The sequence below is a fragment of the Caloranaerobacter ferrireducens genome (assembly GCF_001730685.1).
GTDB lineage: Bacteria > Bacillota > Clostridia > Tissierellales > Thermohalobacteraceae > Caloranaerobacter > Caloranaerobacter ferrireducens.
In genome coordinates this window covers 160,962-173,498 of record NZ_MDJR01000005.1, presented here as the reverse complement: position 1 = coordinate 173,498, position 12,537 = coordinate 160,962, and the positions used below count along the sequence as shown (strand labels likewise).

16 protein-coding genes are annotated in these 12,537 nt (G+C 31.1%); all 16 read right to left on the bottom strand.

Annotated features, from left to right (window positions below):
* Positions 1 to 5: 5 nt before the first annotated feature.
* Entirely contained in the window at positions 6 to 407 is a 402-nt protein-coding gene (locus BFN48_RS09040; protein ID WP_176718852.1) for a hypothetical protein, read from the bottom strand.
* Positions 361 to 1,491: an amidase domain-containing protein gene (locus BFN48_RS09035; RefSeq protein ID WP_069650569.1), complete on the bottom strand. Its 1,131-nt coding sequence runs from the start codon at positions 1,489 to 1,491 to the stop codon at positions 361 to 363. The genes BFN48_RS09040 and BFN48_RS09035 overlap by 47 nt, the downstream gene beginning before the upstream one ends.
* Positions 1,492 to 1,559: 68 nt before the next feature.
* Positions 1,560 to 1,697: a cyclic lactone autoinducer peptide gene (locus BFN48_RS12175; protein WP_242863252.1), complete on the bottom strand. Its 138-nt coding sequence runs from the start codon at positions 1,695 to 1,697 to the stop codon at positions 1,560 to 1,562.
* 160 nt (positions 1,698 to 1,857) lie between these two features.
* Positions 1,858 to 2,448: an accessory gene regulator B family protein gene (locus tag BFN48_RS09030; protein ID WP_069650568.1), complete on the bottom strand. Its 591-nt coding sequence runs from the start codon at positions 2,446 to 2,448 to the stop codon at positions 1,858 to 1,860.
* Between the two features lie 14 nt (positions 2,449 to 2,462).
* A complete protein-coding gene (locus BFN48_RS09025) occupies positions 2,463 to 3,317 on the bottom strand; it encodes a sensor histidine kinase (protein WP_069650567.1) in 855 nt (284 codons plus the stop codon).
* 14 nt (positions 3,318 to 3,331) lie between these two features.
* Complete coding sequence (locus BFN48_RS09020) at positions 3,332 to 3,808, bottom strand: hypothetical protein (protein WP_069650566.1); 477 nt, start codon at positions 3,806 to 3,808, stop codon at positions 3,332 to 3,334.
* A gap of 72 nt (positions 3,809 to 3,880) precedes the next feature.
* Positions 3,881 to 4,603, bottom strand: coding sequence for a LytR/AlgR family response regulator transcription factor (locus BFN48_RS09015; RefSeq protein WP_069650565.1), 723 nt, complete (start codon positions 4,601 to 4,603; stop codon positions 3,881 to 3,883).
* 41 nt (positions 4,604 to 4,644) lie between these two features.
* Positions 4,645 to 5,304 (bottom strand): CoA transferase subunit B, encoded by a 660-nt coding sequence (locus tag BFN48_RS09010; protein WP_069650564.1) that lies wholly within the window; start codon positions 5,302 to 5,304, stop codon positions 4,645 to 4,647.
* Positions 5,304 to 5,963: an acetate CoA-transferase subunit alpha gene (gene atoD, locus BFN48_RS09005; RefSeq protein WP_278287327.1), complete on the bottom strand. Its 660-nt coding sequence runs from the start codon at positions 5,961 to 5,963 to the stop codon at positions 5,304 to 5,306. Before atoD ends, BFN48_RS09010 begins: the two co-directional genes overlap by 1 nt.
* A 256-nt stretch (positions 5,964 to 6,219) precedes the next feature.
* On the bottom strand, positions 6,220 to 7,335 hold the full coding sequence (gene wecB, locus BFN48_RS09000; protein ID WP_069650600.1) for a non-hydrolyzing UDP-N-acetylglucosamine 2-epimerase: 1,116 nt from the start codon (positions 7,333 to 7,335) through the stop codon (positions 6,220 to 6,222).
* A gap of 197 nt (positions 7,336 to 7,532) precedes the next feature.
* Positions 7,533 to 8,591 (bottom strand): glycosyltransferase family 4 protein, encoded by a 1,059-nt coding sequence (locus tag BFN48_RS08995; protein ID WP_069650563.1) that lies wholly within the window; start codon positions 8,589 to 8,591, stop codon positions 7,533 to 7,535.
* Between the two features lie 55 nt (positions 8,592 to 8,646).
* The gene (locus BFN48_RS08990) at positions 8,647 to 9,099 is read right to left on the bottom strand and encodes a deoxycytidylate deaminase (protein ID WP_069650562.1); all 453 of its coding nucleotides are present in this window, start codon (positions 9,097 to 9,099) and stop codon (positions 8,647 to 8,649) included.
* Between the two features lie 313 nt (positions 9,100 to 9,412).
* Positions 9,413 to 10,042: a uracil phosphoribosyltransferase gene (gene upp, locus BFN48_RS08985; protein ID WP_069650561.1), complete on the bottom strand. Its 630-nt coding sequence runs from the start codon at positions 10,040 to 10,042 to the stop codon at positions 9,413 to 9,415.
* Positions 10,043 to 10,186: 144 nt separating this feature from the next.
* Positions 10,187 to 10,639, bottom strand: coding sequence for a ribose 5-phosphate isomerase B (rpiB, locus tag BFN48_RS08980; protein ID WP_069650560.1), 453 nt, complete (start codon positions 10,637 to 10,639; stop codon positions 10,187 to 10,189).
* Between the two features lie 15 nt (positions 10,640 to 10,654).
* A complete protein-coding gene (locus BFN48_RS12815; RefSeq protein WP_069650559.1) occupies positions 10,655 to 11,353 on the bottom strand; it encodes a low molecular weight protein arginine phosphatase in 699 nt (232 codons plus the stop codon).
* Positions 11,354 to 11,442: 89 nt separating this feature from the next.
* Positions 11,443 to 12,498, bottom strand: coding sequence for an L-threonylcarbamoyladenylate synthase (locus BFN48_RS08970; protein WP_207644726.1), 1,056 nt, complete (start codon positions 12,496 to 12,498; stop codon positions 11,443 to 11,445).
* Between the last annotated feature and the right edge of the window lie 39 nt (positions 12,499 to 12,537).

Genomic DNA, 12,537 nt, shown 5'->3' with positions numbered 1-12,537 from the left:
ATAATTCAAAGCTTTGCTTTAGTAATATTTAATTTTACAAAATTATTATTTACAAGTTGTTTTGTAGATACTATGACTTTTTCATTAGCATTTTTATAAAAATAGGAATTAGCTTCATGCTGTTCAAAACTATAATCTTCTCCAATTATTTTGTCTATCTTATTTTTAAGATACCTGTTATATTGAGATTTAAATTGGCTTGGTATATATAATATGTATTCTGTATCATTAATTTTAATAATATCATCTTTAGAAATAATCAATCTAATAATAGAATTAGTTTCATAAAACTTTAAATTATTAAATTTAGTAAAAAGAATATAACTACATAGTAAAAATATAATCAAGATAATCAAAACTCTAATTAGATGCTTTATCCATCTCATATCCATAAACAGTATATCCATTATCATACCAAGCCTTTAATGTATAATTTCTTCCATCATCATATTTTTCTTTTCTATCTGTAGTATGTTGGGTTAAATATAAATTTGAAGAAGCTGAACCAGTGTCTTTTGTAATAATAGCTGTATGATCTATATGACCATCTCCACCGAAATCTGCATTAACAACATCTCCAACAGTTAAATCTGATGAAAAAGGTGCAATCCCAGCTCTTACTCTCCAATGCAGATAAAAATTATGTGCTCCACCCCATGTATAGGAAGGTTTATTATCGCTATAGTACCAATTTTCCTCGTCATTATAAGGCGTCCATATAGTTTCTTTTATATAATTCATTCCACCAGCTTCTAAACACTGAGATACAAAATTAGTGCAATCATTCCAAGGTCTTTCCTCTTCAGTCATATCATCAGATGGATTTTCTACACCATAATAATTTGCATAGTAACCATATTCAGAATTATTTGTCTTATATGCCCATGTATAAGCATAATCTCTTGCAGCATTAGGATTATACCCATTGCTACTTTCCACAGTAACAATATTATTTAGAGTTAAAGATTCTTCTTCATTATTTTTTGTTGGAGTTGCTATAGATGGCATTAACGAATTTAATAGTAATATATCATCTTTACTTACTCCATTTATTGCTTCTACCTCTTTACTAGCTATTTTAAATTTTCTTGTTATATTTTCAATTTTTCTATTTTGTTCGTAATTTTCATAAATGTCCATAAATTTCACAAAAGATATCAAATTTTCTGTTGGTACATTACTAATCTTATTAGGAAATGCAAATAGATAAATCATTTTCTGAAAATCTTCATTATCAATGTCTACAGGTATATCAATATCATTTTCATTAAAATACTTTTCAATATATTTTAAAGCTGGTTCATATTTTTTTAATGCAAAGTCTCTCATGTCGGACTGAGATTTTTTAAATTCTTTTAAATATCTTATCTGAAAACCCTTGATACTTTTATCCTCTCTAATTCGATATTCAAAGTTATCAGATGAATAAACATTTAAAGATGTTCCCAAAAATAATCCCAATACCAAAATATACACTAAAAATTTTTTCATTATTTAAAACCGCCTCCTTACATAAATTTTTTAGTTCATTACAAAACTTTGAAACCGTTTAAATACAACTATTTGCTTTTTAAAATCTCTGGAGTTTCTGGCTTATAGAACCAGCCAATGCAAGTAGGTTTTACTCCTATGTTAGAAATTATAATTAACATTGCAGCAGTTGTTGTTAAAAGGTTTCTAAAAAATTTTTTACTCATCATTTCACCTCCTCATTATATTCTTCAATCCCTTTAAAAGTAAGAAAAAAGCGTGAAAAGTTGGAATAATTTTCTAACTTTTCACGCTAATTTTATAAAAATAAAATCCCATTTTCAATATGTATTGTCTGAAAATGTCATTTCATTGTCCGAAAATGCATTATATAAATCTTTTTAAAAAAGAATCGCATTTGTTTATAAAGATATTTCCAAATGACGTTAGATTGAATAGTTGAATACTTATACCTATACAGCTAGATAATAAAACTTTTAAAAAGTACGAATTATCATTTTTCAATAGTAAGATACTTAACATCATAATTCCCCAAATTAGTAATATGATAATCCCAATATTTTTAAACTGCATTTTTATATTGCTAATTATTATGATTCCTAAAACGACTATTGAAATTGTTAAAACAATTAAACTTATATAAGGCAAAAAAGATATTTTAACTAACATTGAAAAAAATATATAAACAACTACTGTAAAAATAAGACATCGGTCATAAGATGTGCAATGAGCTCCCCCAGTGAATATTCTTAATACAAGAGAAGAAAACATCATTGTAATTACAAAATCTGTAATATTCAATATTAAAGAAATAATAAAAACTATAAAAAATTCAATTAAAATCCCTAAAATCAGCTGTAGACCATAATAAATTTGGGCTTTTTGTTTTTGATCAAAATTTGAATATCTACATATGTTATTAGTTAGGCTTGCAGATATCTTTTCTAAATTAATCATTTTTAAGCCTCCATTTAATTTTTAGGGAATATGACTGTGAAAACAACTTTATCATTAACACTATCTACTGTTATTTCACCGTTATTCTTCTCTATTATTTTCTTAACTATATAGAGTCCCATTCCTCTTGAAGTCCCCTTTGTTGAAAAATTCTTCTCAAAAATCCTGTTAAGTGTACGTTTTTCTAATAGTTTAGAAGAATTTTCAATAGTAAAAACATAATCCATTGGAGTCTGAAATATATTTATACCTATAAATCTTTTATCTTCTTGAAGTTCTAACGTAGCATCTATTGCATTGTCTAAAAGATTAGATAATATTTTATTCAAATCAAACGGATTTATTTTTATATTATCAATCTTGCATTTAATCGTTAAATCAACATCTATGTTTAACCTCAACGCTTTATTTATTTTAAATTGAAGTAAAATATCGACTTCTGGCACTCCAGTATTGACAAGAGGCTTTAGTTTTTCTGTTTCTTTACTAAATTCTAAAAGGTATTCTTCCAATCTATCATATTTTTTTAATTTTAAAAGACCATATATTATCTGCATATGATTTAATAAATCATGGCGCTGTTCACGTACTAAATCATTCATTTCTCTCATATTTATAAGTTCTATTTGCTTAAGTCTATATATGTAATCTTGTTTTATGCGTTTAAACAGCTCTCTCATAATAAAAATACCGAGTATATTTAATAATATTATAAATAATCCAAAAATAAAATTAAAAAGCCTAATATCTATAGGCTGGAACATCTGATTACTAGCTAAAAAACTATTTATTATAAAAAGAGTTAATAAAAATATACTTATAACATTAAAAATTACTATAATCCTCAAACTAAAATGTTTAATATTCATTTCTCTTTACCTCTTTAAATAACATTTTCATCATCAAAGTCAATAATGGTAAAGTTAAATTTTCGAATTATTAAAAGCATCATAAACATAATCAAAAACTGAATAAAGAAAGCAAATAATCTTATTGTTAAATTTCTAGTAATTAGTTCTGGTGGTATTTTAAAAAGATACATTATTACTTGAATATTCAAATTCTCAATAGCTATATATATACAACTAGCAAGAATAACACCGCAAAAAATATTAAATAGATAATCTTTAGCAAATATATACATCACAATAATCATGATTAAATCATATATAAATACATTCAGTAAATACGAATTTATATAAGGTCTTATCAAAAATGCTAAAAACGATACAATAAAACCAATAGATATTGTTTTTTTTAAATTTACTTTAAATCCGCATAATGTAAAAACAAAAATAGTTATTATTAGCGCTTCTGGAAAAGACAAAATTAATAATTCAATCAATGATAGTTTGCCCATATTATCTATCTCCCACAAAAAAAAATCTCTTTCCAGTTTTAAAAAAACTAAACCATTAGCTTTGATTGTACTTTATATTGGTAAAATAAAAATTTCTGTTATCATTATTTTATTTCTAAAACTTTGTTCACACTTCTTTGAAAGTAATGCACATTCTTTATAATTTTTAAATAAAATTTTTTTTGAAGAACGGCAATATGGAGCTACTTTTTTTATTTTTTTTATATTAACTATAAATGAACGGTGTGTCCTAACAAAATATTCTTTATTCAATCTATTCTCTATGCTATTCAAAGACTCAAAAGTATAATATTTTTGATCAAACGTATGAATAATTCTTTGACGCTTAACTGATTCTATAAACAAAATATTATCTGAATTTATCAGTATTTGCCCGTTAACTGTATTAAAATCTACTAATTGAACCTTAAGCTTCATATTTTTGATATATTCTAATGTTTTAACCAGTCTTTCTTTCTGAATAGGCTTTTGTATATAATCAGTAGCATAAACATCAAAAGCTTCGGACATATACTCATCATAAGAAGTAATAAAAACCAAGGAAAGAGCTTCATCTATCTCACGAATAATCTTTGCTACATCCAAACCAGACATATCCGGCATTCTAATATCTGTCATTACGACATCTGGTTTCATTTTATAGATAAAATTCAAAAGCTCCTTCCCTGTTGCAGCCTCTGCTATTAGTTCAATACCTTTTATCTGTTTTAAATATGATTTCAAAATATACCTAACATTTTCATCATCATCTGCTATAACAATTTTAATGGGCATTCTCTATCCCACCTCATAAAATACATATAATATGGCTTTATTTATATATCCATTTTCTTCAAATCATCTGCAATGATTAAATCAGCTTCAGTATTAGCTTTAACATCTTCAATGGTAGCTTCTGGTCCCAATTCCTTTAATACAAGCCCCTTTTCAGTTACCTCAATTACTGCCATTTCTGTAACTATTAAATTAACTTGTCCTGCTGCTGTAAGGGGTAGAGTACACTCTTTTAGAATTTTTGGTTTGCCTTTTGCAGTATGCTCCATAGCTATAATAACCTTTTTAGCACCTACAACCAAATCCATTGCTCCACCCATTCCAGGTACCATCTTTCCAGGAATCATCCAGTTAGCAAGGTTTCCTTTTTCATCTACCTGAAGTGCACCTAAAACTGTTGCATCCACATGGCCTCCTCTTATTATTGCAAATGAAGTAGCACTATCAAAGAAGGCTCCTCCTGGTTTTATCGTAACTGGCTGACCTCCTGCATTTGTTAAGTCTTTATCCTCCTCACCTGGCTTAGGAGCTGGTCCAAGACCAACGAAACCGTTTTCTGACTGTAAAATTATATCAACACCATCTGGTATATAATTAGCAACCATAGTTGGTAGCCCTATACCAAGATTAACAACATCTCCATCTTTTAACTCCTTAGCTACCCTTTTAGCTATTATCTCTCTTGCTCTTTGTTTATCCATTACTCCTCACCCCTTACAATGTAATCTACAAATATTCCAGGTGTCATTACATCATTAGGATCAATTTCTCCAACCTCAACTACTTCTTCAGCCTCAACTATTACTAAATCAGCCGCCATAGCCATGATTGGGTTAAAGTTTCTAGCTGATTTATGGTAATAAACATTTCCTTTTTTATCTACTTTTGCCCCTGCTATTAAAGCCACATCTGCTCTAAGTGGTAATTCTAATAAATATTCTTTTCCGTCTATTTCTATTTTTCTCTTGCCTTCTTCTACAACAGTTCCTATGCCTGTTGGAGTTAGTATGCCACCAAGTCCTGCTCCTGCTGCTCTTATTCTCTCTACTAATGTTCCTTGAGGTACTAATACTACTTCTGTCTCGCCCTCTGTCATTTGTCTTCCAGTTTCTTTATTAGTACCTATATGAGAAGTTATAACTTTTTTTACTTGTTTGTTAACAATAAGTTTTCCTATTCCTACTTCAGGAAAAGCTGTATCGTTAGCTATTAAAGTTAAATCCTTCACTCCTTTTTTAACAAGTGCATCAATAATCTTATGTGGATTTCCTACCCCAAGAAATCCCCCTATCATTACAGTCATACCATCTTTAATATGTTCTATAGCTTGTTCCATAGATATTAGCTTGCTATTTGACACTTCTTATACACCCCCAATAATATACGCTAATTGTTATACAGCCTATGTATTCTACAGTAGAATAACAAAATCCTTCTACACGATAAATATATTACTAAATTTTAAGAAAATTAAAAAAGTGGCCAAAAGCCACTTTTTTATTCGCTATTCGCTACTCGATATTCGATTTTCGATGTTTGTGATTCAATTGTCGAAGAACCAACAGCGAATGACAAACAGCAAATATCTAGTACCAAGTGTACCCAGTACCTAGTACCTAATTAGTACCCAATTCTCTAACTATAATATCCACTATTCTGTCTGATGCTTTGCCGTCACCATATGGATTTACTGCATTAGCCATCTTTTTGTACTCCTGTTCATCATTTACTAATATATCTATTTCTCTAAATACAGCTTCTCTATCTATTCCTGCTAATTTAGCCGTTCCTGCCTCTATACCTTCTGGTCTTTCAGTTTCTTTTCTTACAACTAACACTGGTTTCCCTAAAGAAGGTGCTTCTTCTTGAATACCTCCTGAATCTGTTACTACTAAATATGATCTTGCAATCAAATTAGCAAAAGGTAAATATTCAAGTGGTTCGATAATATGAACTCTATCTAAACCATCTAGTATTCTATGAGCAATTTCTCTTACCTTTGGATTAAGATGTATAGGGAAAACAACTTCTACATTTTCATTCTTTAACACTACATCTCTTACTGCACTAAATATATTCTCCATAGGTTTACCTAAGTTCTCTCTTCTATGCGATGTTAACAATATTACCTTCTTATTTTTATAATCAAGATTATCGAGTAATTCATTGTTAAATTTATAGTTTTCTGATACAACATATAATAAAGCATCTATTACTGTATTTCCTGTAACATAGATTTTTTCTTCATCGTATCCTTCTCTTAAAAGATTTTGTTTATTCCTTTCTGTTGGAGCAAAATGAAAATCAGTAATTATTCCCGTTAACTTTCTATTAGCTTCTTCTGGATATGGAGAGTACAGATTACCACTTCTTAAACCTGCCTCTACATGCCCAATCTTTACTTTATGATAGAAAGCTGTTAAAGCCCCTGCAAATACAGTTGTTGTATCTCCTTGAACAAGAATTAAATCTGGACCAAAATCTTTAATTACTTTTTCAAGTCCTTCCATAGCCCTTGTAGTTATTTGAGTTAATGACTGACCTGGCTCAAAAATATTCAAATCATAATCTGGTATTATATTAAATATTCTTAGAACTTGGTCTAACATTTCTCTGTGTTGAGCTGTTACGCAAACTTTATGTTCTATGTACTGATTTTCATCAAGTTTTTTAATAATAGGTGCCATTTTTATCGCTTCTGGTCTAGTTCCGAATATCGTCAATACCTTTATTTTATTCAAAACAATCACACCTTTCATCTATTCGCTTCTTGCTTTTCGCTATTCGCTTTTCGTTTTTTTAAACGAACTGCGAATGACAAATAACAAACAACGAATTAATTTTACATTTTACATTTTCAATTTTTAATTTTTAATTCCTTTTCCTGTTCTCTGTACCTTAAAACAAAAGCCAAGGTAAAACCTTGACTTTAGCTTTCTATATTATCGCTTTTACTTATTCTCTCTCTTCTTAAATCAATTAGTCCGATACTAGATGCTCCTAAAAGTATTATTGTTAAAATTAATCCTGACACTATTACACCTTTTTCTGGTTCCATTCCTGTAAGTATAAAAGCCAAGATACCCAATAATATGCTTATCATATACAATACTAATACTGTTTGCTTCTGGCTTAGTCCTTTATCTAACAATCTGTGGTGTAGGTGTCCTTTATCAGCTTCCATTATAGGTCTACCATTAATAAATCTTCTAAATATAGCAAAAGTTGTATCAAATATTGGTAAACCTAAAGCTAATATAGGTATAACTATTGTTATAGCTGCGACACTCTTCATAACACCTAATATTGCTATTGCTGAAAGCATATATCCTAAAAATAACGCTCCAGTATCTCCCATAAAAATCTTTGCAGGATTAAAATTATGAGGTAGAAAACCTAAAGCTGAACCTGCTAAAATTGCACATAAAATCATTACAGGAACATAACCAAACTTTGATGCCACAAATAAGAGTGACAATGCAGAAATAGCTCCTACGCCTGATGCTAGTCCATCTAAGCCATCTATTAAGTTCATTGTATTAGTGATTCCAACTACCCAAAATATAGTTATAGGTATTGAAAAAGCTTTTAGGTATAATAGGCCATCTCCTTTGTCAAAAGGATTTGTAAGGAATTCTATCTTTATACCTCCTACCACAAGAATAGACGCAGCAACTATTTGGGCAAATAATTTTAGCTTTGGTGAAATACTTTTAGTATCATCTACAATACCTGTTATCACTATTATTGTAGAACCTATAATGATGGAGATTACTGTTCTATCAATAGGAAGAAATATAAGCATAGAAATAAGTGTAGCTAAATATATAGCTAATCCTCCAAGCCTTGGAATAGGCTTTTTATGCACTCTTCTATTGTCCTTTGGTACATCAATTGCTCCAATTTTCTTAGCCACCCACTTAGCAAAAGGTGTAAGAAAATATGCTGTAATTAATGCCATAAAAAAAGCTTTGTAATAAGTTGACATAATAACACTCCTTTATTATTTGCCCTTAGTGCATATATACCCCATCATTATAATTTTACTTTATTTGTAAGTTAAAGTCAACAACCTCAATTCCTGCCTCATTAAGAAGCTGAATTGCTAATTCATCTGGATATCCACCACCAAATACTACTCTTGTAATTCCTGCATTTATTATCATTTTTGCACATAAAACACAGGGTTGCATAGTTACATAAATTGTGCTTCCCTTTATACTTACCCCAGCATTTGCAGCATGTACTATTGCATTCTGTTCTGCATGCAATCCTCTACAAAGTTCATGTCTTTGCCCTGATGGTATATTAAGTTTTTCTCTTGTACATCCTACTTCATCACAGTGTTTTAGTCCTGTTGGTGCTCCGTTATAACCTGCAGAAAGAATTCTTTTATCCTTGACGATTAAAGCTCCTACCTGTCTCCTTAAACATGTAGACCTTTTTTTTACAACATTGACTATTTCCATAAAATATTCATCCCAAGAAGGACGCATAAAATTACCTCCTCTATCAAAAGCCGTCGTTCGCTATTCGCTAAATATTATATAAGGCAAGGAAATAAACCTTGCCTCAGGCTGTTCACAAACTCGTTTTTTAAAACATTTTATGAAAATGAAAGCGAATGCTTGAAAGAATTTAGTTAAAAACTAGGTGAAAATTTTTAAGAAAATACGTAGGTTTGACAGGAGGTCAAACCAGCATCCTACAAGACAGGAGGTCTTGATTAGGTGCGTTAGGATTTTCTAAAAATTTGAGCCTTAAGTTTTTTCTAAATTCGTCTGCATGAGCGTCATTTTCATATATATTTTACTTTGTACCAAACAATCTATCTCCAGCGTCTCCTAATCCTGGAACTATATATGCATGGTCATTTAGTTTTTCATCTACTGCTGCAGCGTATATATCTACATCAGGATGAGCTTTCTGAACTGCTTCTATACCTTCTGGTGCTGCTATAAGACACATAAGCTTTATATTATTTGCACCTCTGTCTTTTAAGAAGTTAATAGCAGCAATTGCAGAGCCTCCAGTTGCTAACATTGGGTCCAATACTATAAGTTCTCTTTCCTCTACGTCTGTTGGAAGTTTACAGTAGTATTCTACAGGTTCTAATGTTTCTGGATCTCTATATAATCCGATATGACCTACTTTAGCTGCTGGTAGTAAGTTTAACATACCTTCTACCATTCCTAACCCTGCTCTAAGTATAGGTATGATTCCTAGCTTCTTACCTGAAATTACTTGAGATTTAGTTTTAGCAACAGGTGTTTCTATTTCAATTTCTTCTAATGGAAGTTCTCTTGTAACTTCATATGCCATTAGCATAGCAACCTCTTTAACTAACTCTCTAAATTCCTTTGAACCCGTATTTTTGTCTCTTATAAAAGTAAGTTTGTGTTTAATTAATGGATGATCCATTACAACAACTTTCCCCATTTAAAGACCCCTCCTTGTTTTATTCGTCATTCGAGTTTCGCTATTCGTCATTCGAGTTTCGCTAATCGGTTGTCCAAATGTGAACAACGAAGGACGAACAGCCAATTAATTTTCCATTTTCCATTTTCAATTTTAAATTTAACTCTAACCCCTACTATACCTCTCTTCGATTTCTTTAATCTTATTTACTCTTCTTTCGTGTCTGCCACCTTGGAACTCTGTTTTTAACCATATGTCAACAATTTCTAACGCTAAATCCCTTCCAACTACTCTTCCACCTAAAGCCAATACATTTGCATCATTATGCTCTCTTGACATTCTAGCACTGTAGCAGTCACTTACTAGAGCACATCTTACACCGGGAACCTTATTTACTGATATTGAAATTCCTATACCAGTTCCACAGCAAACTATTCCTCTATCACATTCCCCTTCTTTAACAGCCTTTGCAACTTTGTGGCCAAAATCAGGGTAATCTACAGACTCAGTTGAGTTAGTCCCATAGTCTACATACTCAATATTTTTTTCTTCAAGAAATTTCTTGATGTGTTCCTTTAGTTCGTATCCACCATGGTCACTACCTAAAGCAATTTTCATGATATTAGCCTCCTTTTATTTTTTTCTAATCTTCTCAAGAACCTTCTTGAGAGCTTCTTTAATATCTTCTGCACTCTTTTTATATTCTTCAACTGGCAACCCGAAAGGATCGGTAATATCCAGTGAAGGTATTTGCTTTTCTAGATTTGCAATTTCTCTTTTATCATCTTCAAATTCTGCTTCAATTTCTTGTTCCCATTCTCTAATTTGCTTGTCAATTCTCTCTATCTCTCTCTGAAGTTCTCTTTTTCTTTTTTCTAACGCTTTAATTTCTCCCATTCTTTCTCTAAGTATCCTATCTCTCTTTTCATATAACTTTCTATACAGTATCGCAAGCTTATCAAGAATTTCGTCTATATTATTATTTTCCAAAGCAAACTCCTTTAGAGTAAAGACCTTGCCCCTTGATTCAGGAGCCATATTAATCACAGCATTCTTATGATTTACAGTCATTGTAAGTATAAGATCCGCTCTTTCTATCATATCTTTTGTTAATGGTCTTGATCTATGTTTTGATAAATCTATACCTTCCTCACTTAATACATGTATAGCCTGTTTTGATGCTGGCTGGTCAGGAACAGCACAGATACCAGCAGACTCAACCTTAATGCCCTTAAGCTCCTTTCCTGCTTTTTCAAGCATATCTCTAAACAAAGCTTCAGCCATACTACTTCTGCAAGTATTACCAGTACAAACAAACAAAATATTTTTCATTTTCACCCTCCTTTCGAAAAACCGTCGCTCGCTTTTCGTCATTCGCTATTCGTATTTCGTCTTCCGCTATTCGCCAAAACTGTCAATTGTTAATTGTCAACTAATATTACATCTCCTCCTGCCGCCTTTTTCATTCTATTCATAATAGCTCTGCCTATACCTTTTTCTTCTATCCCTTCAGCTAGTATTATATCTACCCCGATTTTATCGAATTCTCTCAACACTCTAAACAAATTAGCTGCAATTGTTTCAGGATTATCCCTATCTCCAACTTCTAGCACATTATCCCCAATATATCTATTTTTTGTCTGCTTTGTAGCCATTATTCCAACTTTTAAGCCCTGTTTTTCATACTTTGAAGCTAAACTTATCAATTTTTCTGAAACTGCATCAACTTCACCTTGTATAATAGTAAGTTTAGCTTTTGGTGAATAATGTCTGTATTTTTGACCTGGGGACTTTGGTTTTAATTTTTCTGATAAATTTTCTATTGCTGGGTCAATATCTACTTGAGGGAAAATTTCTAAAAGATCTTCTAATGTAACAAAGCCGGGACGCAGTATTGTAGGTATCTCAGTAGAAATATCCAAAACAGTGGATTCGACACCTACGCCTGTATCTCCTCCATCTATTATCATATCAATCTTTCCGTATAAATCTTCAATTACATGATGGGAATTAGTTGGACTTGGTCTTCCTGAAGTGTTTGCGCTAGGAGCTGCAATCGGTAATCCAGATTGTTTAATTAATTCTAAAGCTATTCTGTGGTTTGGCATTCTAATAGCAACAGTAGATAGTCCTCCTGTTATTCTGTCGGGAATTATTTCACTTTTCTTAAATATTAAAGTTAACGGTCCAGGCCAAAATCGTTTCATAAGTTCTTTAGCCCTTTCAGGAACTTCTTTAACTAAAGAATCTAAATCACTCACATCACCAATATGTACAATAAGAGGATTATCCTGAGGTCTGCCTTTAGCAATAAATATCTTTTCAACCGCTTTTTCATCAAGTGCATTTGCCCCTAATCCATAGACGGTTTCAGTAGGAAAAGCTACTACTCCTCCTCTTTTTATTACTTCTGCGGCCAACTGTATTTTTTCTATTTCAGGATTATTTTTATCTATTTTAATGACTTGAGTTTTTATCTTTTCCATGCCATTTCCCTTCTTATCTTTTTTTGTATT